The organism is Streptomyces endocoffeicus (genome assembly GCF_016741935.1).
GTDB lineage: Bacteria > Actinomycetota > Actinomycetes > Streptomycetales > Streptomycetaceae > Streptomyces > Streptomyces endocoffeicus.
On sequence record NZ_JAERRG010000005.1, the window covers coordinates 422,339 to 442,354 of the forward strand.

Genomic DNA, 20,016 nt, shown 5'->3' on the forward strand with positions numbered 1-20,016 from the left:
TGCGTCTCAGGCGAGCTGGCAGCCAAGGTCGGCCAGGGCCTGGGCGGTAGTGGTGAGGGGGTAGCGGGCGGTGTTCGCGTAGCCCGCCTGTCGCAGGGCGGGCAGCAGGCCGGGGGAAGTCCGTAGGCGGTCGAGGCCGCGGGCGAGTGCGGCGGAATGGGTGAAGTCGGTGGCCAGTCCGGACGCGGCGACGACTTCGTTGAGGCCGGGCACGGGTTGGTACAGGACAGGCAGACCACATGCTTGGGCCTCCAGCGCGACCAGGCCCATGGCTTCCAGGGTGGTGGACGGCATGACCAGGACGTCGTGCTCGGCGAAGGCTTTCCACAGCTGTGGACGGCGGAGCCAGCCGAGGTACCGGGCCCGCACTCCGGTCCGCTGGAGGAGCGAGGCCAAGGCGTGGAACTGGGCTCTGGGGGCGGCGATGCTCAGCTCGACTCCTGGAATGGGCGCCAGGCCCGTGATCAGGTGCTCTGCGCCCTTCTCGGCGGTCAGCCTGCCTGCGTACAGCAGCCGTAGGTGGCTGGTGGAGGTGCGGGCGGGCCGAGCCGGCGGATCGGTGAGCAGATGGTCGGGGATGCCCCACGGAATGCGGACGACCTTGCGGCCGTCGATCTGCGGGGCGAGCTTGAGAAGGTGGTCGGCCATCGCGCCGGTGGGGACCACGATGGCGTCGGCGGCCCTCGCTGTCTCGCGCAGGACTTGGAGCTGGTCGCGGTGGGCCTCGGCGAAGATCAGGTCGGTGCCGTGGACCAAGGCGATCCTGGGGTGGGCCGGCAGAGCCCGGAGCAGGGCGGGTGTGGCGCCGAAGGTGAGGTGCTGCAGGTGCAGTACCCCGATCTGGGCTGGATCGATCGCGGTCACCAGCGCCCGGCGCAGGGCTGCGACGTATCGGCTGAAGGCGGCGCCCTCCAGGCACTTGCCGGCGACCGTCAGCAGGTCGAGCCCGGCGGGCAGGTGGGGTTTGGGGCGGGTGGGGGCCAGCATGAAGGCCCGTGCGGGGATGAGGGGCTTGTCGCCGGTGTACAGGTCGAGGAAGAGTTCGACACTGCCGCCGGGGCTTCCGGCTGGGAGGTCGAGGAAGGTGGCGGCCAGCGGCCCCGCGGCCGGGCGGACGAGGGGGCTCACAGCGCTCCTTGGGGGATCTCTTCGTACAGGCGGGAGATGTCGATGCCGTGCGTGGCGGCGTACTTGGCGCGCTGTTGCTGGTAGCTGGCCGGGGTGCCGAGGGTGGTGAGGAAGACGAGCTTGCCGAAGGTCATTCCCGGATAGACGCGGGCGGGCTTGGCAGCGCGGATCTCCAAGGTCCAGCGGATCGCGTGGCCCTGGTGGCCGAGTGGAGCGGAGACGTGGACCCAGATGCCGAGGGCGCCGATGGTGCGGTTGCCGTTGAGGAGTTGGGCGTAGGTCTCGGAACCAGTCTTCTCCAGCGTGACGCCGAGGTAGAGCACGCCGGGCTGCAGGACCAATCCTGAAGCGGGGATGACCAGTTCCGTGAACGTGGTGGGGGCGGCAGCGTCCAGGTCGCCGTCGCAGATGCGGATCGTGTCGCCCAGCCGCCAGTCGTAGGCATTGGGGGACAGACGTGCCGGGTCGTAGGGCGCGATGGCGATCTCGCCTGCGCTGACGGCGGCGGCAATGGCGGAGCCGGTGAGGATCACGAGGCGACCGCCTGCACGTGTGCCGCATCCCGCCAGTAGCGGGAAGGCTGGGGGCCGGCGGCGCCCTGGTACTTGCCTCGGTACAGGTCGACGTCCCCGGTGGAGACGAAGAACATGATCTGCCCGATCTTCATGCCCGCATACACCCGCAGAGGGCGGATGGGGGACAGCATCAAAGTCCACTGGCCGTGGAAGCCGATGTCACCGATAGGGGCGGTGATCTCGACGAATAACCCCAGCCGTCCGACCGAGGAGCGGCCGAAGAGCAGTGGGATGAAGAGGTCCGAGCCGACCTCCTCGACGGTGTGGCCGAGGTACAGCTCGCCGGGCTGGAGGACATATCCGTCCGTGTCGATTCGGATCGTGTGTGTGGGGTTGGCGTGGTGGGCGTCGATGACCTTGGTGGCGTACGTCAGCAGGGTGGCGCCCAGGCGGACGTTGTAGCTGTTGGGGTTCGTCTGCTTAGGGTCGAACGGGGTGATGCGAAGGCGTCCGTCGGCAACGGCCGTGTTGATCTCGGGACCGGTGAGGATCATTGAGCGCCCCCTTGAAGAGCGTCGGCAGAGTCGGCGAACGGGGCCGCCAGGACGCTGCGCACCGCCTGGCCCAGACGCAGTCCGGCTTGATGAGAGCGGCCGCCGAGATAGGTGTCGGCGATGTAGTCGGTGGTCAGCACCATGCGCGCTGTGGGCGGAAGGGGCGTGGGCGCGACTGCCAAGGGGCCGACGTGTTCGACGAGATGAGCGAGCAGCTTGGCGTGGTCCTCGGACTGATCGTCGGGGAAGAATGCGTGGACGAGCTGGTTGCCGAAGGGCTCGATGGCGAGCAGGTCGCCTAGGGTGAGGACATCGCCGAGCGGTACGGGGCGCAGAGCGGTCTCGTTGAGGATGACTGCGTCCGCTCCGAGGCCGGTGTGCAGGCGGGTGGCGATCTCGTCCAAGAGGAGGCGCCGGTCCAACAGGGTATTGAGATATGGCTCGTTCACGATGCCGAGCTGGCTCTCCAGGGTGTTGCCGACGAGGGCGATCTTCTCCTGCAGTAGGGCGAGGTCCTCGGGGATCAGGGACGTGTCAGGGAAGGCGCCTACGCGGGCGGCCCAGCCGGCCCCGACCGGCTCGGCGGTGGCGTACCCGACGCCGAGTTCGTGGCCCTTGACGACGAGGGTGTCGCCGACGGGCACGGGGCCGTAGCTGTCGCCGTGGCAGTGCCCGGCGAAGATGACGTCCGCGAACGGGCAGGCGGCGGCCAGCTTCAGGTCCTCGTCGAAGCCCGAGTGGGACAGCACCATCCAGGCGTCGGCACGGTGATGGTGCTCCAGCATCACCTCGCGCAGGGCCTGGGCCGGGTCGGTGACGTGGTGGCCCGTGCGCTGGTTGGCAGGGATCGAGTTGAAGGCTTGCAGGCCGATTACCGCGGTGACGGCAACTCGCCGGCCACCGATGTGCTCGATGCGCACGCGGTCGAAGAGCGGCCTGCCGCTGCCGTCGGCTGCGTTCGCGCACACGGTCATCGCGTGCAGCTGCGGTTCGAAGTAGTGCGGCCAGCCGTGGTTTCCAGGGACGAGCAGGTCGTACAGGCCGGTGAGAACCTCGCGCTCGATCTGCCCCTGGCCGAAGCGGTAGAAGCCGGTGCCTTCGAAGAAGTCGCCGCAGTCCACGACCAGGCTCTCGGCCCTGGCCGCGTGGAGGTAGGCGAGCATCGGAGTGGCCTGGGCGAAGGAAGAGTGGACGTCGGTCGTGGCGGTGATCCGCTGAAGCTGCCGGGTCATGGCGTGACCTCGCAGATGTCGGCGCCCAGGGCATGCAGTTTGGTGGGCAGGTCGGCGTGGCCGCGCCGGAGCTGTTCGAGGCCCCCGAGGGTGGTGACGCCGCTCGCGGTGAGGCCGGCGATGAGCAGGGCCGAGCCCGTGCGGATGCCGGTGGCCTCCACGCCGGCGCCGGTCAGTTGCTGCGGCCCGGTGAGGCGGCATTCGGTGGGCGAGAGCTCGTGGATCTCGGCGCCGAGGCGGGCGAGCTGGGGGAGCAGGTTGCCGTGACGGCCGGGGTTGATGGCGTCGGCGAACAGGTGAGTGCCGGGCAGACCGAGGGCCAGAGCCATCAGCGGTGGTTCGAAGTCGGCGTCCAAGCCGTCGGGAGAGAGGGAGGCGATGGCGCGTAGCGATCGCCCGGTCGGTTCGGCGTCGTGGGCCCGGACGATGAGGGCATCGCCCTCGGCATCGGCAGGCACTCCGAGCCAGTTCAAGGCAGAGACCAGGGGAGCGACATCGACGCCGCGTACCCCACGGATCTGTGCATTCCCGCCGGTCGCCGCGACCGCACAGGCCAGCGTCCCGGCTTCGACCTTGTCGCCGGGCACCGCCCAGACGGTGGTCTCCGTCGAGACTGAAGTGGGTGGTGACAGCGTCAGGACCGACTCACTGACCCGGCACGCCCATCCCGCCACCTGCAACGCCTCTACGACGCTGATGACTTCAGGAGAGAGATTGGGGTGGCCAAGGCGCAGGGGCCGACCGGCTACGACCGCGCGCAGGAGGGCGGCGATGCTCGCCCCGCGAGAACGGAAAGGCAGCACCACGGACACCGTTTCGGTCCCACCAGTGGCTGCTTCCACGACGTACCCGTGGCTGTCTACGGTTGTGCGGTCACCGAAGCGCTCGTAGACCTTGAAGTGCTGCTCCATCCCGCGTTCACCGATCCGGCAGCCGCCCGGCCAGGGCAGTCTGGCGCGCCCGTACGCGCCGAGCAGGGCTGGTACGAGGTAGTACGAGGCCCGGATGCGGGCGGCGACCTCGGGATCGGGGCCTGGCTGGGGCTTGTCGCTCGGCAGGATCACGATGGTGTGCGGATCGCTGACCGGACGGGCCGTGTGCCAGCCGGCCTGTTGGAGCAGGGCGAGCATGGTCTCGACGTCCGTGTTCGACGGGACGTTGCTCAGATGCACCGGGCGGTGCAGGGCCGCGGCGGCGGCCAGCAGGGGCAGGGCCGCGTTCTTGGAGCCGTCGACGGTGATGGTGCCGGCGAGTGGGCTGCCGGGTCGCACGGCGACCACTTCTGCGGCGACGGGGGGAATGCGTACGGCTGTCAACGGTCAACTCCTCTGCAAGGGCAGGTGTGATGCGGTGGGTAGTGGGGTGCTGACCTTGAACTCGGCCCAGCAGCGTTTGCCGGGCGGCAGCGGATCGAAGCCGTGGCGGTCCGCCAGCGCTGCGACGAGGAACAGCCCGCGTCCGCCTTCCTCGTCCACATCCGACAGGCCGACCCGTGGGACGGCGGGGTTGGCGTCGTTCACCTCGATCCGCAGTCCCTTGTCGCTCAGGCAGGCGCCGGCCGTGATCGGGCCGCCGTTTGCGTGCCGGACCGCGTTCGCGATGAGCTCTGCGGCCACCAACTCTGCCGCGTCCAGGAGTTCGGGGCCGAGGAAGGCGCCGAAACTCCGTATCCCGTCCGCGAGCTGCTGGCGCGCGGACGCTGCGGCAGCTGGCGTGCCGGAAACGGGAATCCGGATGTGATGCGCTTCCATGAGCGGCCTCCTGGTCGGTTCGGCCACTCCACGCAACCGCTCCGGAGGTAAGCGGAACCAGTCGGTGTGCCGGGGCTGCATCACTTATGCAGGAGCTGCATCACTGCCAAATGCCGCTCAGTTACTCTCGGTTGAGCAGGCAGGATCGGCGACGGCAGAAGGGGCCGTGGCACAGATGGCCGAGGCACAGAGTGAAGCGAGACGGATCGGCGAAGTGATCCGTCAGGCACGCGTGTTACAGCGGCGCTCGCAGAGGGACGTTGCCGCCGCGCTTGGGTATCACCAGTCGAAGGTGAGCCGCCTGGAGAGCGGCAGGGGTACCGGAGGTGCGAGTGCTGCGCGAGATCGCGCAGGTGCTGGAGATACCGCCGCAACGTCTCGGCCTCGCCGCCGCTTCTGATGCCAGCCCCGCCGAGCCCGGAACAGAGGACATGCACCGCCGTACCTTCCTTGCCGCGAGCGTCGCCGCGCTCGCGGCTCCGCCGTCGTCGAGCGCGGCACATCACGACCTGATCCAAGTCCTGTTGCCAGGCACGAGCCCCGCGGCCACCGGGCAAGCCCTGGGCCTCGACGAGCTGCGGGACCGGGCACGGGCCGTACGCCGGATGTTCTGCACGTGCGACTACGCGGAACTGGAGCAGACCTTGCCGGATCTGATCGCCGACCTGCGTCAGGCCGCCGGAGGCTCATCCGGCTCGGCAGAGGTGTCCGGGCTGCTCGCGACCGCCTACCAGACGTCGGTGAGCCTGTTGCTGAAGCGAGCCGATCAGGGCAACGCCTGGCTCGCGGCCGGTCGGGCCATGGCCGAGGCGGAACGGTCCGGGGACCCTGTCGTCCTCGCCGCCAGTGTCCGCGTCCACGCTCACGTCCTCGTGCGGGAGAAGCACACGGCCCAGGCCGTGAACATGGTCCGCCACACTGCCGACCAGCTCACCGGCTCCTACGACCAGCGCTCGCCTCGGTACCTGGCAGCGGTCGGTCTGCTGTTGCTCCGCGGGGCGACCGCCGCCAGCAGAAACGGCGACCGCGACACCACCCAGGACTTCCTCACCGAAGCCAAGGAAGTGGCCCGCTACGTCGCCTTCGACTTCGACCGGCCGGACGCCTGGGCGAACTTCAGCCCCACCAACGTCGCACTCCACGAGATCAGCGCAGCCGTCTCCTTCGGTGACGCCGGCATCGCCCTGGAAACCGCACGGCCGCTCATGCGGCGGCACATTCCCGTCCCCGAGCGCCGGGCCGCGCTGTGGGTGGAGACCGCCCGCGCCTACAGTCAGCAGGGCAGGCTCGCCGACGGCTACCAGGCCCTGCGTATCGCCGAGAGCTGCGCGGCACAGGACATCCGCCGCCCGGCCGTACGCGAACTGGTCGCCGACATGGCAGCCCGCGACCGCCGCCGGGCACTGCCCGAGCTGCACCACTTCAGCCGCCAACTGGGAGTGCCCGCGTGAGTGATCAGCCCGACAAGCCGTTCCTCCAGATCGTGGTCTGTGCGGCCGGCGTCGCCGCCGATGTCGGCCGCCTGATCACCGCAGCACAGGAACGGCACTGGGACGTCGGCGTCATTGCCACCCCACAAGGACACGGCTTCCTCGACGTGGAGGCGGTCGAGTCCCAGACCGGCCGCCCCATCCGCTCGGCCTGGCGATCACCGGGCGAACCGCGCCCGACCCGGCCCGCGGACGCGATCGCGGTGGCCCCGGCCAGCTTCAACACCATCAACAAGTGGGCCGCCGGGATCTCCGACAATCTCGCCCTCGGCGTTCTGTGCGAAGCACCCGCCATGGACATCCCGGTCGCCGTGCTGCCGTACCTGAACTCAGCCCAGGCCGCCCACCCCGCGTACCGCCAGAGTCTGGAACGGCTACGCGAGATGGGCGTCCTGATCGGCTCGTACGAACCGCACCGGCCAAAGGCCGGCGGCGGGGCCGACCGCTACCGCTGGGAGGAAGCCCTGGAGCTCCTCGCGCCCAAGCTGTCCGCCCCCGCCTGATCAGCGCCGCCGTGTCGGTGACCCCTGTGGTGGCTGGCCGATAGCTGCCGTGGGGTGGACCGGCACGCTGGGCCGTTGCATGGCACTGTGGGCCCTGGCTGCCTGGGCCCAAGGACCAGGAACGTGGCGCTCGCCGAGGCGGCGGATGCGCCAGGTCAGCGCGCGGGCGGGACTGCGGGCGTCGTCCAGAGCGCGTTGGTGCAGCGCTTGGCCGAGGACGGTGGCTGCGTTGTGTCCTGCTGCCTCTGCCTCGGCGAGCACGGTGGCGAGTGCGTCCCAAGCGGGGTCGTTGAGGATGCGCTCGGCATGGTCCGGAACCAGATCCTGAAGGTGGTGGGCGAAGCGGCGCTTGGTCTGTGGGCCGGGTGCCCGGCTGGCGAGGCCGACCAGGACGGGCTCGGCGGTCTGCGCGTACGCGGTCTGCAGGTGGAGGAGGGCCTGTTCGGCTGCCGCCTCCTGCTGGGCGTGCTGGCGGGTGCGGTGCCAGTGCAGCGCGAAGGCGACCGCGGTGAGTGCGGCGTCCAGGAGCATGGTGAGCCCGGTGCGGTCACTGTCCTGTGGCCTCTCGCGCCAGATGGTCTGGATGCTGCGGCGCAGGGCGCGGGTGCTGTCGAGGTCGGCGGCGATGCGGGAGCGGGTGGCGCGCTCGAAGGCAGCGGCGGCTTGTTCGAGTTCGGCCCGCGCCACGGTCGGTGCCATGACGGGCAGCAGGTCCAGCGTCGTGCCGAGCGCGACGAGTTGGCCCTGGGCCGTCTGCTGGTCGCCTTTCGTGAGGTGGTGGGGGATGCGTTTGGTGGCGGCGGTGGCCTGGTGCCACGGGTTGCCAGGCTGGATGGTGGCCGGCTCGGGGCTGGTGGTGGCGAGGCTTTCGCGGATCTTGGGCTGGGAAAGGTCAGGGGCGAGGGTGGAGCCCGCGAACCACACCGGGTCGCCTTCCTCGTTCACGTTGCCGGGCAGGGCGAAGTTGCAGCCGAGCGCGTCGCCGGAGGGAGCGAGCTTGAGGCGCACGTCCACGCCGGTCGCCTCCAGCAGCGAGAAGAACTGGGCCTCGTCGGCCGCGGCGGCGACCGCGCGGCGCACCCGCATGCGCAGGATCTCGCGGGCGGTGGCGTCCTGGCCCTGGCGTTTGGCCTTGAAGTGTTCCTTGCTGGTGGGGCGTTTGGCGGCGGTGCCGTCGCCCGGCTTCAAGCGCCGTAGCCTGTAGTCGATTTCGATCTGGCGGGCCTCGCGCTGGACGGCCCGGATGTCGTAATCCCTCTTGGGGCGGCGGCCGTCCTGGCGGACGAGGGTGGCGGCGATGTGGATGTGATCGTCGGCGTGCCGTACGGCCACCCAGCGGCAGGCTTCGGTGTCTCCGGCGGGGGCGATGCCGGCGGCGGCCACGATCCGGCGGGCGATCTCCGCCCACTGGGCGTCGGACAGGATGGGGTCCTCGGGGGCGGCGCGGACCGGGCAGTGCCAGACCGTGGTCTGGGGAGCCCGGCGCCCGAGCATGGCCACCGGTTGGTCGAGCTGCGTGTAGAGCTGCTTCTCCACCTCCTTGGGGTTGCGGTGCGGGCTGCGACCCGGGTCGGGGGCGAAGTCGTTCCAGGACGCGACCAGGTGGGGGTCGACGTGCTCGTTGGCGTCGCCCTTGCCGAAGAGGTAGGCGATCAGGCGGCGGGTGCTGCCCTTGCCGGTGATGATCTTCGGTATCACCGGCCCTGCCTTCCCTCGGTGACCTGGGCGACGGCGGTGTCCACGTCGGCGATCGACGTTTCGATGCGGGCCAGGAGCCGGTGGACGACGTTCGGCTCGGGCCAGGCGCCGTCCTTGTTGAGGTGCCAGGTGAGCTGGTTGAGGTTGTTGCCGATCATGCCCAGCTGGCGGTTGGCGGCCATCAGCGCCTTGACCATGGCGCGGTAGTCGGCGATCGCGGCGGTGGGGTCCTCGGCGCGGACGGCGGCGAGCGACGCCTCGGCGACGTAGCCGCCGATCTGCATACGGCTGAGTGCGGCGGCGTGGGCGAGGTCGGTGAACTCGCTGTCGCTGTAACGGGGGTGGACGCGGCGCTCACGCAGGCGCGACTGACGCAGGCGGCGCTGCGGCTTCGGCGTCTGCGCGGCGTTCGGCGACGGTCTGGTGGTTCCCGTCTCGGTCGGCACCCCCGGGCCGACCGACCTCGGTGCCCCCTCGGCGCCGGGTGCCTCCGCCACCTGAGGGGCGGAGGCCGGGTAAGGACTCCTTACCCGACAACTTGCTGCGCTGTCTGGGGCTGAGGTGGTGGGCGTCTGCTGTTGAGCTCTGGGGAGTTCGTGGTGCTGTTCGTGCATGGTGATGCTCCGGCGGTGAGGGGGCGGGAGATGTGTCACGTGCGTCGCATCCGTCCCATGCCTGGTCAGGACAGGTACGGACACTCGGGCAGGTACGGAGAAGTCCGTCCCGGTGAGGACATCCGTCCCCGCGCTGACCTGCGCGGGGACGGATGCGACGCAGTGATACGGACCCAGGGGGAGGCGGGTCAGCGGGCGCGTTTGGGGCCGGCGGTGCCGCTCGGCGGGCTTATGGGCAGCGAGCCCGCCGGGGCGGCGGGCGGCTTGCCCTGAGCCGTCCGGTGCGGGGGCGTGGCGTCGTGTGTGGGGGCGGGCGCCGTCTCGGTGAGGTCGGGGCAGTGTCGGGCCCAGCTGTCGAGGAACCGGTTACGGGCGTACCCCTTGGCCTGCCTGCCCTTGTCGAACCGGTAGTTGGCCGGGCGGATGTCGAAGTCCCGGAGCATTCTGCCCAGGTGGTAGGCGTTGAGCCCGTTGGTGCCGTGCTCTGCCCAGGGGGCGTCGGGGTCCTGGAGCAGGGCGGTGACCAGATCCAGGGAGGACAGGGCCTCGGGGTTGCCGTATGCCTCGAAGACGCGGTGGATGTCGCGCAGCAACCTTGTCTTCAGGTTGGTCTGCTCGTCCTGGACGGCCTCGAACCGGGTCATCGCGACACAGGCCGCACGGGCGCTGGCTGGCCAGTGGCCGCCGGCCAGGTCGGCGATGATGACCAGCGGCTCCCAGGTGTCCGCCGCCCGGTCCTCCACCGGCATCGTCGGCGCCATGCGGCCGGCCGTGCCGCGCAGCGGGCCCAGCCAGGCGGCCAGCTTGTCCCGCAGTGCGTTCAGCTCCGGTGTGGCGTAGCGCGAGCGGAACGGGGTCACCTTCTCGCCCGGCTTGCGCTTTTGCATGCGGAGCACGACCGCCCGGTCCGTGATCGTGTCGGGCAGGTCGCCGATCGAGGCCAGTGCGGCCATCGCGAAGGTCGGATACGGGGTCGGCTTGTGCTCCGGACCGGAGATGCGCCAGGCGGGCCGGTTGCGCTGGTGTCCGGCGTTCAGCAGGCCGCGCAGTTCCTCGTTCTCGCCAGCCTTGCTGAAGATGGTGTCGGCCTCGTCCACCAGGATCGTGCGCGGGTTCTTGCCGATGACGCGGAAGAGCACCGCCGTGGACATGTTCACCGTCATGATCGGCTGGTGGACGGTCTCGTGGAGCACGTCCAGTACCCGGGACTTGCCGCAGCCCTTCGTCGGGCCGACGACTGCCAGGCGCGGCGCGTGCTGCAACGCGGTCTGGATGTGCGTGGCCGCCACCCACAGGGTGACCGCTGTCAGTGCCTCGTCACTGGGCAGTACGACGTACTTGCCGATGGCCGCCCGCAACTCATCCAGCAGTTCCGCACCCTCACCGGAACCTCGTTCCTCAGGGTCTGCCGGTCCCTGAGGAGGCTGGGAGCCGGTCCCGTGATCCGGTCCCCGTGCGTCGACGGGACCGGTCCCCTCCTGCTGGGCGGTTCCCGCCACGGGGTTGTCAGACGCTGGCGACTGGCGGGGACCGTGATCACGGTCCCCGTGGCGGTCCCCTGGTGCAACTGCAGCCTCTTGGGGACCGGTCCCCGATTTCCTGCCGCTGACCTGCGAGTTTGCACTGGATGCCGATACGGGGGCCGGGACGTGCGGGGAACGAGTACCGGGCACGTCGTGGGGACGGTCCCCAAGCACGTCGCGGGGACGGTCCCCAACACCGCATCGACAGACGGCCGGGGACGGTCCCCGTATGCTTCCGCCTCCGCCGGATGCTCGACGGTCCCCGACGCCGGGGACCGTGTGTCCGTCTGATCCCGGCGGCGCCAGGGGACGCCCTCGCCGGGGACCGCCGGAGTGGGCCAGCCGGGCGGGGAGGTGTTCGTGGAGCTGGGGGACGTAGAGTCCTCCATAGGCGTTCCTCTCCGGTGAGGGGCAGGACGGGCAAGGTCCCGCCCCTCACCAGCTCATTCGTTCAGGGATGGGCAATCAGCTGGGAAGTCTTCGGCCCTCGGCGTTGGCGCGCCGGGGGCCGCTTCGTTGTCCGCGCCAGACGCGGGGTCAGGCCGTGAGGTCGTACGGCGTCTGGGCATCCAGCCACGCGTCCACCTCCCGCCAGCGGTAGCGCAGGTGACGGCCGACCTTGTGGACGCTGGGGCCGATGCCCCGGTACTTCCACTGGTAGAGGGTCTTCACCGGTACCCCGAGGTACGCGGCCACGTCGGTGGGAGTGGCGAGCTGGTCACGCTCGGTGCCGGCAAGGCGCGGGGAGTGGTTCGGCAATGAGGTCTCCATATCGGAATCAGGGTTTTTGATGGCAGGCGTGGGCGACACAGCCACACCACTTGGGAAGCGTCCAGAGTGAATTCTGAAACTCCCGGTTACTTCCCTCGGCGTCGCCGGGGAAGACCAAAACTGTAAGGGCGGATCGCCGGTTGCCGAAATCGCTCTTGTGGAAGCCGAAATTTTCTACGGCGAAGCAACCGGCCGAGGTGCCGGAATCCGGTACCTCGGCAGCTCAGAAGCGGTGTCAAGCAGTCAGAAGTGACGCGGCCAGCCCGCCGGACACCTCATCTGATAGGTGCTCAAATCGCCCAATTCTCTGACGCGGAGGGAAGGTAGCACAACCTCCTCGCTGAAACGGCTCGTGATGTACCGGAATTCGACGAGACGAACACCACTTCGCCCCCGAACGACTTTTGGAGAGTTTAAGAACTAACTCTTGCCATAACGGTCGGCTGCAAGTTACAGCTATCTGTCATGTCCAACCGACCTGTCGAAATAGGCCCCGCCGGCCTTCACACCGCCCGCGCCATCGAGCACCTACGCCTCGTGCGCGGGCTGACCCAGCACCAGCTTGGCGCCCGCTGCACCGCACTGGGCCGCCCGATGGCCAACACCGCCCTCAGCCGCACCGAACGCGCCCGCCGCCGCTGCGACATCGACGACCTCGTCGCCATCGCCACCGCGCTCGGCGTTCCTCCCGCGACCCTGCTCCTGCCACTCCCGTCAGGGCCCAGTGATGACCGGAGGGGGTGCTAGTTGGCGCGGGTCTGGATTGAGGACCGCATAGGGCACGCGGCTTACGTTCGCGCTGCGGCGGAAGCCAAGCGGGCGGGCCGTACGCCACCGGGGCGCTACCGCGTGCGCTGGTACGACCCTGACGGCAAGCCGAAGATGAAGACCTTCACCCGCAAGGTCGATGCCGAGGCGGAGCGGACGAAGATGGAGTCCCGCCTTAGCAACGGCTCCTACCGTGATCCAGCCGCCGCGCGGGCGAAGTTCGCAGAGATAGCGGAGTCCTGGCTGGCTGCGCAGCTCCATCTCAAGCGTTCAACCCGAGGCCGCTATCGCGGTGTTCTCGACGTCCACGTGATCCCCAAGTGGGGCACCACGCCATTGGACCGCATCCATTTCGAGGACATCGCCGAGTGGCTCGCGGACCTGCTGTCCGGCGAGGCGACCGGCGGCAGGAAGCTGAGCCCTCGGTCGGTCCGCAAGGCGTACGTCGTTCTCAGCCGTGTTCTCGGCTACGCGGTCAAGGCCCGTCGTCTGGCGGTCAACCCGGCTGTCGGCGTGCCCTTGCCGAAGGTGATGCCCGCTGACCACGTGTACCTCGACGACATGCAGGTCGACGGGCTGGCCAACGCGGCAGGCGCCTACCGGGTGTTCATCCTGCTGCTGGCCTACACGGGTCTGCGCTGGGGTGAGGCGTCCGCGCTGAAGGTGGGACGTGTCGACCTGGATGCCTGCCGGGCGCACATCGTCGAGGCGTACGTCGAGGACAACGGCAAGCTCTACCTCGACACCCCCAAGAACCACGAGCGTCGCTCCGTACCGATCCCGCGGTTCCTGGCCGAGGAGCTGAAGCCTCACGTCCACGGGCGGGGAGATGAGGAACTGCTCTTCACCGCCCCGCAGCGCGGGCCTCTGCGGGCCCGCAACTTCCGTCAGCGGTTCTTCGCGCCGGCGGTCGTGAAGGCCGGACTGGGGCACCTCAAGGTCACCCCGCACAAGCTGAGGCACACGGCAGCCTCGCTCGCCATCGCCAGCGGCGCGGACGTCAACGTCGTACAGACGATGCTGGGCCACAAGTCCGCGACGCTGACCCTGGACACCTACGGGCACCTCTTTCCCGACCGCCTGGACGAGGTCTCGAAGAAGATGCACAAGCGCCGCTCCAAGCAACTGGCCAAGGCGAAGGCCAAGCTGGAGAAGGCGGAGCGGAAGGCCCGTGAGGCCGCTGAGACCGTGGCCGCCCTGGAGGAAGACGCCGCGTGATGTGTGCCTAACCCGTGCCGGGGCGCCGTAACCGAAGGGGGCGCCCCACCGCGCTGATGCGGTGGGGTGCCCCCTTGCGTCTTCCTCGGATCAGGTCAGTCGCGGTCGACGGCTTTCCTCCCAGAACCGGTCCATCGCAGCAGCGGCCGCATCCCCAGCCAACCGCTCGATCCTCTCGGGCACCTCGCGCTCGTCGAGGACGAAGAGCCTCCCGTCGACGAGGTGCGTGGTCGTCTTCCAGTCGAGACGCCGTCCCGCCTCCCTGGCGGCACGCCGGACGTCTTTGAGCTCGCCCATCTCTGCAAGATCGTCCGCGCCGAGGATCAGCTGTCCGTAGTAGCCCTCATACTCGGGCTTCAGAGCGCCTCGCATCAGCGACTCAAGCCGCTCAACCAGCTTCTCGTACCGGCGCCGGGCCAGCTCGTCCTTCGCGGGCATATCGCACAGCTCCCCACCTCTGCCCGCAGCCGCATGTGTGCCATATGTGTGCTGCGAGGAAGAAGGCCCTCCCGTCCGACGGGCGGAAGGGCCTCTGACCAGGTGTTTCTCTGTGCCCCCGGCAGGATTCGAACCTGCGACACCCGCTTTAGGAGAGCGGTGCTCTATCCCCTGAGCTACGGAGGCCCGGCGTCAGGGCGGCATGGTGGTGCCGCCGCGGCGCGCCGTCACAGTGTAGCGGGTCGGGTGGGTGGGCGTTCGGGTGCTCCGGGGTGGCGGGGGCTTGGGCCGGGGGCCGGTTTGAGGAGGTCCGGGGGGGCGAGGTGGTTCGCTCGGGGGTGTCGGGTGGCTCAGACTCCTGCGCCCAATCCCGCGATCGGGTTCTTCAGTGTGCCAATCAGCTGGAGGGCGCCCGCCGGGTCCTGGAGGTCCACCATTTCGCGGTTGTTGCGGAGCTGGAGGCGGTTGAGGCAGGAGAGGGCGAAGTCCTCGGCGAACATGTCGTACTGGGTGAATTTGTCCGCGAGGTGGGGGGCCGAGTGCTGGTAGGACAGGACGCAGTCGGCGACCGTCTGCCAGAAGGTGTCTTCCTCCAGGAGGCCCTCGCTGACGAGGATGCCGTTGAGGAAGCGGAGGAAGCAGTCGAAGACGTCGGTGAAGATCGAGAGGAGTTTCTTGTCCTCGGGGACGTCTACGCGGATGCGTTCCACGGTCGGGGGGAGGACCGCGGTGGGGTCCATGACGGCGATCTCCTCGGCGATGTCCTTGAAGATCACGCGCTGGACGGTGCCGTCCTCGATCACCAGGATGACGTTCTCGCCGTGCGGCATGAAGACCAGGTCGTAGGCGTAGAAGCTGTGCAGCACCGGGGTGAGGTAGGCGTCCAGGTAGCGGCGTATCCACGCGGCGGGGGTGAGGCCGGATTCCTCGATGAGGGCGCTGACGAGGGAGGTGCCGTCGGGGTCGGTGTGGAGGAGGGACGCCATCGTGGCCAGGCGCTGGCCGGGTTCCAGGGACGGGACGGGGCTCTCGCGCCACAGGGCCGCCAGCATCTTGCGGTACGGCGAGCCCTTCGCCGTGGCCGTCTCGTACTGGCGGTGGTGGTAGCCGATCGCCGCTCGTTCTCGGATGATGGAGAAGCGCGCGGCACGGAAGGTCTCGTCCGAGGCGATCAGAGACGCCAGCCAGTCGTTGATGGCCGGTGTCGCCTCCATGTACGTCGCCGACAGTCCCCGCATGAAGCCCATGTTCAGCACCGACAGCGCGGTCTTCACATAGTGCTTGGACGGGTCGCTGGTGTTGAAGAACGTCCGGATCGACTGCTGGGCCAGGTACTCGTCGTCGCCGGGGCCCAGGCACACCAGGTGCTGCCGGGCGACCTCGGCGGCGAAGCTGACCGACAGCTTGTTCCACCACTGCCAGGGGTGCACCGGTAGCAGGTGGTAGTCGGCCGGGTCCAGGCCGAGGCTGGTGAGGGTCCGCGCGAAGCGGGCCCGGGTCTCCTCGCTCAGTTCGGAGTGGACCAGAGCGTCGTAGTCCAGGTCCGTGGAGGACGTGAAGGTGGAGCGGTCGCGGCGGGCGGCGAGCCAGATCAGGTGGACGGGGCTCGCGGTCTCGGGGGCGTACGAGAGGTATTCGTGGATGCCGAAGCCGAGGCGGCCGTTGTTGGCGACGAAGCAGGGGTGGCCCTCGGTCATCCCCGTCTCGATCTCCTGGAAGCCGGATTTGGCCAGCTGGGCGGCGGCCTCCGGCTCGCCGGCCAGTTTGAAGGCCGTCCCGGAGAGGGTGGAGCTGATCTCCTCGAGGTAGACGGGGAGGACGTCCTCGCTCAGGCCGAGCCGCCCGCGCAGCTCGATGAAGAAGTCCAGTGCGTCCAGGGGGAGTTCGGCGCCGGTCCGGTCGTGGCGGGTGATGCTGTCCGCCTCGACCAGCCAGTGGTCCAGGGAGAGGACCTGGGCGGCGAAGCGGTAGGTCACCGCCTCGTCGTCGCTGGTCACGGCGTAGCGGCCGTCGGGGGCGAGCTCGGGGGCGAGCAGGCGCTCGTGGGTGAACTCGGCGAGGGCCTTGCGGATGAGGAGGCGGCCTGCCCGGTCCCACAGGTCGGGGGTGAGGTGGGCGACGGCGTCGCGGGGGCTCATCGGGTCACTCCTTGGGCGTCGCGGGCCGTCCGGGCGGTCCGGTCGGTCCGGTCGGTCTCTTTTTCGGTCCGGGCGGTCCGGGCGGTTTCTTCTTCGGGCCGGGCGGGCTCTTCGGCGCGGGCGGTGCGGGCGGTCTGTTCGGTCCGGGCGGCATCGGCCGCGAGTGCGGTGCGCGCCGCCTCGAACCGCTCGCGGGTGCAGATGCTGAGGTAGGCGTCCTTCTCGGGTTTGGCGATCTGTTCGACGATCTCGAAGCCGACGGCCGCGTTGAGCGCGTGCACCGCGTCGTTGCGCACATCGGGCTCGACGACCACGCGCCGGACGGCCGGATCGGAGAAGCAGAACTCCATGACGACGGTGATTACGGCGAGGGTGAAACCGTGCACCGGGGTGTCGGTCGGCGCGCACAGGAAGTGCATGCCGACGTCGCCGGGCCGGGAGGGGTAGAGACCGGCGAGTTCCACGCGCGACGGGTCGTAGCGCTCGGCCAGGAACGCCGGGCGCCCCTCGTGCAGGCCGATGAACGCCTCGTGGTGCGGATGCTCGTGGATCCTGCGGTACTCGGCGGCGACCTCCGCCTCATCCGCCTCCCGCATCATCCAGTAGGACGCCTTGGGGTGGGTCACCCAGCCGTGCAGCAGCGCGGCGTCGGCCGCCGGGTCCAGGTCGAGCAGGGCGAAGGTGCCCAGGCGCGCGTCCTTGTGCTCGAAGATCGGTGGAGGCGTCATGACACGGCTCCGTCCGGTGCGCCGAACTCCTGGAAGGCGATGGACTTCTCCACCGGATAGTGCTCCCGCCCCAGCAGCTCACGGATGATCCACGAGTTGCGGTACGGGCCCATGCCCAGGTCAGGGGAGGTCAGGCTGTGGGCGTGGGTGGCGCCGTTCTGGAGGAAGATGCCGCGTCCGGTGGTGTCGACGCTGTAGTTGCGGGCGACGTCGAAGCGGCCGTGGCGGTCCCAGCGGATGCGGTCGCGCACCGGGTCCAGGAAGGCGGGCACCTGGTAGCGGTAGCCGGTGGCCAGGACGAGCCCCTGGGTGGTGAGCGAGAAGTCCCGCTGCTGCTCCGTATGGCGCAGCCCGAGGGTGTACGTGGCGGACCGCTCGTCGTACGCCGCGTCGGTGAGCGCGGTGTTGGTCAGCAGCCGTGTGGGCACCGGGCCGCTCACGCTCTTCTGGTACAGGAGGTCGAAGATGCCGTTGACGAGGTCGGCGTCGATCCCCTTGAACAGGCCCTTCTGCTCGCTCTCCAGCCGGTAGCGGGTGTCCTCGGGGAGCGCGTGGAAGTAGTCCACGTACTCGGGCGAGGTCATCTCCAGGGTGAGTTTGGTGTACTCCAGCGGGAAGAAGCGCGGGGAGCGGGTCACCCAGTTCAGCCGGTAGCCACAGGAGTCGATGTCGGCGAGCAGGTCCTGGTAGATCTCGGCGGCGCTCTGGCCGCTGCCGACGACGGTGATGGACTCCTTGGCCTGCAGCGCCTGCTTGTTCCCCAGGTAGTCCGTGTTGTGCAGCAGATCGCCGCCCAGGCCCCGGCACACCTCGGGCAGGTACGGCGGGGTGCCGGTGCCCAGCACCAGATGGCGGGCGCGGTGCGTGGTGGTCTCGCCGCTCGCGGGACGCAGGGCGCGCACCGTGTAGAGGCCGTCGGCCTCGTCGTACTCGACGCTCGTCACCTGGTGGCCGAAGCGGACGGACGGGAGCTGCGCGGCGGCCCAGCGGCAGTAGTCGTTGTACTCGGCGCGCAGCGGATAGAAGATCTCGCGGATGTAGAAGGAGTACAGCCGCCCCGATTCCTTGAGGTAGCTGAGGAAGGAGTACGGGGAGGTGGGGTCGGCCAGGGTCACCAGGTCGGCCATGAACGGGGTCTGGAGGGTGACGCCGTCCAGCAGCATGCCCGGATGCCAGTCGAAGTCGGGCTTGCTCTCCAGGAACAGCCCGTCGAGTTCGTCGATCGGCTCGGTGAGGCAGGCGAGGCCCAGGTTGTAGGGGCCGAGCCCGACCGCGATGAAGTCGTGGGTGTGCGGGGTGGACACGGGTTTCTCCGAGGGGGACGTGCGGTCAGCGGCTCAGCTGGCGCGGGAGTGGCTGAGTTCGGGCTCGATGTGCAGGGCCAGGTACTGACCGGCGTGCTCGGCGAGGAGGTCGAGGACGAACGCGATGTCGCGCAGCGACGTCTCCGGGTTGAGCAGCGTGAACTTGAGGTAGTGGCGGCCGTCCACGACCGTGCCCGCCACGACTGCCTCGCCCGAGGCGGCCAGGGCCTCGCGGGCATGCAGATTGGCGCGGTCGACCAGGTCCGGGACGGACCCGTCGCCGGTGGGCGGTACGTAGCGGAAGACCAGCGTGGACAGCTGGGGCTCGGTGACCACCTCGTAGCGCGGATCGGTGTCCAGCAGGGCCCATGCCCCGGCGGCCCGCTCCACCACCTCGTCGAAGAGTGCCCCGAGGGCGTTCGAGCCCATGATCCGCAGCGTCAGCCAGAGCTTGAGCGCGTCGAAGCGGCGGGTGGTCTGGATGGACTTGTCGACCTGGTTGGGGATCAGCTTCTCGACGCTGCGCTCGGGGTTGAGGTAGTCCGCGTGGTACGTGGCGTGGCTCAGCGTGGCGCGGTCGCGGACCAGGACGGCGCTGGAGCTGACCGGCTGGAAGAAGGACTTGTGGTAGTCCACGGTCACCGAGTCGGCGCGCTCGATGCCGTCCAGCAGGTGGCGGCGGGTCGGGGAGGCCAGCAGCCCACAGCCGTACGCGGCGTCCACGTGCAGCCAGGTGCCGTGCCGGGCGCACAGCTCGGCGATCTCGGGCAGCGGGTCGATGGAGCCGAAGTCGGTGGTGCCCGCGGTGGCCACGACGGCCATGACGATCAGGCCCTCGCGGCGGCAGCGGTCCAGCTCATGGGCGAGGGAGACGGTCCGCATCCGGCGGTCCCGGTCGCAGGGGACCGGGATGACGGCCTCGTAGCCGAGCCCCAGGATGGCGGCGGCCTTCTGGATGGAGAAGTGGCTGACCTGGGAGGTGAGGATGCGCAGCCGGGGCAGGATCGCGGATTTGGCGATCGTCTCGCCGGCGGCGATGGCCTCCTTCTCGACCAGGGTGCACGCCTCGTCGCGGGCGAGCAGCATCGCCTGGAGGTTGGACTGGGTGCCGCCGCTGGTGAAGATGCCGTCCGCGGCGTCGCCGAGGCCGATGCGCTCGGCGGTCCAGTCGATCAGCCGGCGCTCGATCAGGGTGCCGCCGGCGCTCTGGTCCCAGGTGTCGAGCGAGGAGTTGACGGCGGAGAGGACGGCCTCGCCCAGCAGTGCGGGGATCACCACGGGGCAGTTGAGGTGGGCCAGGTAGCGCGGGTGGTGGAAGTAGACGGCGTCCTTGAGGTAGACGCTCTCCAGCTCCTTGAGCGCGGCGTCCGGATCGCCGAGCGGGCGCTCCAGGTCGATTCCGGAGATCTCGGGGGCGAGTTCGGCGGGGGTGATGCCGGTGAAGGGGCGCTCGGCGCGGGCGACGGTGGCGGCCACCAGGCCGACGCCGTCGGTCACGGAGCGCCGATAGCGTTCCGCCGTACGGCCGTTGAAGAGGTGGGCCCTGCCATCCGCCGCCCCGGGTATCGGCTCCGGCGACGGGTCCTCAGCGGTCTGCGCGAGGAAACTCACGGTCTGTCCCTTCTGGAAACGAGCATGCGGGC

At 69.6% G+C, this 20,016-nt stretch carries 17 protein-coding genes, 1 tRNA gene and 2 pseudogenes; 4 read left to right on the forward strand and 16 right to left on the reverse strand.

What is annotated here, in order from left to right; translation table 11 throughout:
- Positions 1-6: 6 nt before the first annotated feature.
- Genes JK364_RS16715 through JK364_RS16740 form a run of 6 tightly spaced genes read right to left on the reverse strand, consistent with a single transcriptional unit; the run spans position 7 to position 5,180 of the window.
- Positions 7-1,128: a glycosyltransferase family 4 protein gene (locus JK364_RS16715; RefSeq protein WP_201851855.1), complete on the reverse strand. Its 1,122-nt coding sequence runs from the start codon at positions 1,126-1,128 to the stop codon at positions 7-9.
- Complete coding sequence (locus JK364_RS16720; RefSeq protein WP_201851856.1) at positions 1,125-1,661, reverse strand: dCTP deaminase; 537 nt, start codon at positions 1,659-1,661, stop codon at positions 1,125-1,127. Before JK364_RS16720 ends, JK364_RS16715 begins: the two co-directional genes overlap by 4 nt.
- Positions 1,658-2,197 (reverse strand): dCTP deaminase, encoded by a 540-nt coding sequence (gene dcd / locus JK364_RS16725; RefSeq protein ID WP_201851857.1) that lies wholly within the window; start codon positions 2,195-2,197, stop codon positions 1,658-1,660. Before dcd ends, JK364_RS16720 begins: the two co-directional genes overlap by 4 nt.
- Entirely contained in the window at positions 2,194-3,429 is a 1,236-nt protein-coding gene (locus tag JK364_RS16730; protein ID WP_201851858.1) for a bifunctional UDP-sugar hydrolase/5'-nucleotidase, read from the reverse strand. The genes dcd and JK364_RS16730 overlap by 4 nt, the downstream gene beginning before the upstream one ends.
- Positions 3,426-4,709 carry a carboxyvinyltransferase gene (locus JK364_RS16735; protein ID WP_201851912.1) on the reverse strand — a complete coding sequence of 428 codons (1,284 nt, stop codon included), beginning with the start codon at positions 4,707-4,709 and terminating at the stop codon, positions 3,426-3,428. Before JK364_RS16735 ends, JK364_RS16730 begins: the two co-directional genes overlap by 4 nt.
- Positions 4,710-4,748: 39 nt before the next feature.
- Entirely contained in the window at positions 4,749-5,180 is a 432-nt protein-coding gene (locus JK364_RS16740) for an ATP-binding protein (RefSeq protein WP_201851859.1), read from the reverse strand.
- Between the two features lie 175 nt (positions 5,181-5,355).
- Here JK364_RS16740 and JK364_RS16745 point away from each other — a divergent pair.
- Both JK364_RS16745 and JK364_RS16750 read left to right on the forward strand, forming a co-directional pair.
- A pseudogene (locus tag JK364_RS16745) lies at positions 5,356-6,631 on the forward strand (helix-turn-helix domain-containing protein).
- Positions 6,628-7,173: a flavoprotein gene (locus tag JK364_RS16750; RefSeq protein ID WP_201851860.1), complete on the forward strand. Its 546-nt coding sequence runs from the start codon at positions 6,628-6,630 to the stop codon at positions 7,171-7,173. Before JK364_RS16745 ends, JK364_RS16750 begins: the two are co-directional and overlap by 4 nt.
- Here JK364_RS16750 and JK364_RS16755 read toward each other — a convergent pair whose 3' ends face one another.
- From JK364_RS16755 to JK364_RS16770, 4 genes are all read right to left on the reverse strand, one after another.
- Positions 7,174-8,871, reverse strand: a complete 1,698-nt coding sequence (locus JK364_RS16755; protein WP_201851861.1) for a relaxase family protein — start codon at positions 8,869-8,871, stop codon at positions 7,174-7,176.
- On the reverse strand, positions 8,868-9,368 hold the full coding sequence (locus JK364_RS16760; RefSeq protein WP_307841304.1) for a plasmid mobilization protein: 501 nt from the start codon (positions 9,366-9,368) through the stop codon (positions 8,868-8,870). Before JK364_RS16760 ends, JK364_RS16755 begins: the two co-directional genes overlap by 4 nt.
- A gap of 305 nt (positions 9,369-9,673) precedes the next feature.
- A complete protein-coding gene (locus JK364_RS16765) occupies positions 9,674-10,843 on the reverse strand; it encodes a DUF3631 domain-containing protein (RefSeq protein WP_201851862.1) in 1,170 nt (389 codons plus the stop codon).
- A 702-nt stretch (positions 10,844-11,545) separates the two neighbouring features.
- Complete coding sequence (locus tag JK364_RS16770; RefSeq protein ID WP_230992013.1) at positions 11,546-11,767, reverse strand: helix-turn-helix transcriptional regulator; 222 nt, start codon at positions 11,765-11,767, stop codon at positions 11,546-11,548.
- A gap of 477 nt (positions 11,768-12,244) precedes the next feature.
- Between JK364_RS16770 and JK364_RS16775 the strand changes: the two genes are divergently transcribed.
- Both JK364_RS16775 and JK364_RS16780 read left to right on the forward strand, forming a co-directional pair.
- The gene (locus tag JK364_RS16775; protein WP_201851863.1) at positions 12,245-12,526 is read left to right on the forward strand and encodes a helix-turn-helix domain-containing protein; all 282 of its coding nucleotides are present in this window, start codon (positions 12,245-12,247) and stop codon (positions 12,524-12,526) included.
- A gap of 102 nt (positions 12,527-12,628) precedes the next feature.
- On the forward strand, positions 12,629-13,765 hold the full coding sequence (locus JK364_RS16780; RefSeq protein ID WP_201851864.1) for a tyrosine-type recombinase/integrase: 1,137 nt from the start codon (positions 12,629-12,631) through the stop codon (positions 13,763-13,765).
- 90 nt (positions 13,766-13,855) lie between these two features.
- On the opposite strand, the gene JK364_RS16785 is transcribed toward JK364_RS16780, so the two are convergent.
- From JK364_RS16785 to JK364_RS16810, 6 genes and pseudogenes are all read right to left on the reverse strand, one after another.
- Positions 13,856-14,203 carry a hypothetical protein gene (locus tag JK364_RS16785; protein ID WP_201851865.1) on the reverse strand — a complete coding sequence of 116 codons (348 nt, stop codon included), beginning with the start codon at positions 14,201-14,203 and terminating at the stop codon, positions 13,856-13,858.
- A gap of 113 nt (positions 14,204-14,316) precedes the next feature.
- Positions 14,317-14,389 (reverse strand) — tRNA-Arg (locus tag JK364_RS16790).
- A gap of 164 nt (positions 14,390-14,553) precedes the next feature.
- Entirely contained in the window at positions 14,554-16,341 is a 1,788-nt protein-coding gene (locus JK364_RS16795; RefSeq protein ID WP_201851866.1) for an IucA/IucC family protein, read from the reverse strand.
- Between the two features lie 173 nt (positions 16,342-16,514).
- Positions 16,515-17,069, reverse strand: a pseudogene (locus JK364_RS16800) (GNAT family N-acetyltransferase); the annotation flags it as partial.
- Entirely contained in the window at positions 17,066-18,373 is a 1,308-nt protein-coding gene (locus JK364_RS16805) for a lysine N(6)-hydroxylase/L-ornithine N(5)-oxygenase family protein (protein ID WP_201851867.1), read from the reverse strand. The gene JK364_RS16805 and the pseudogene JK364_RS16800, both read right to left, overlap by 4 nt.
- A gap of 33 nt (positions 18,374-18,406) precedes the next feature.
- Positions 18,407-19,984, reverse strand: coding sequence for a pyridoxal phosphate-dependent decarboxylase family protein (locus JK364_RS16810; RefSeq protein WP_307841305.1), 1,578 nt, complete (start codon positions 19,982-19,984; stop codon positions 18,407-18,409).
- Between the last annotated feature and the right edge of the window lie 32 nt (positions 19,985-20,016).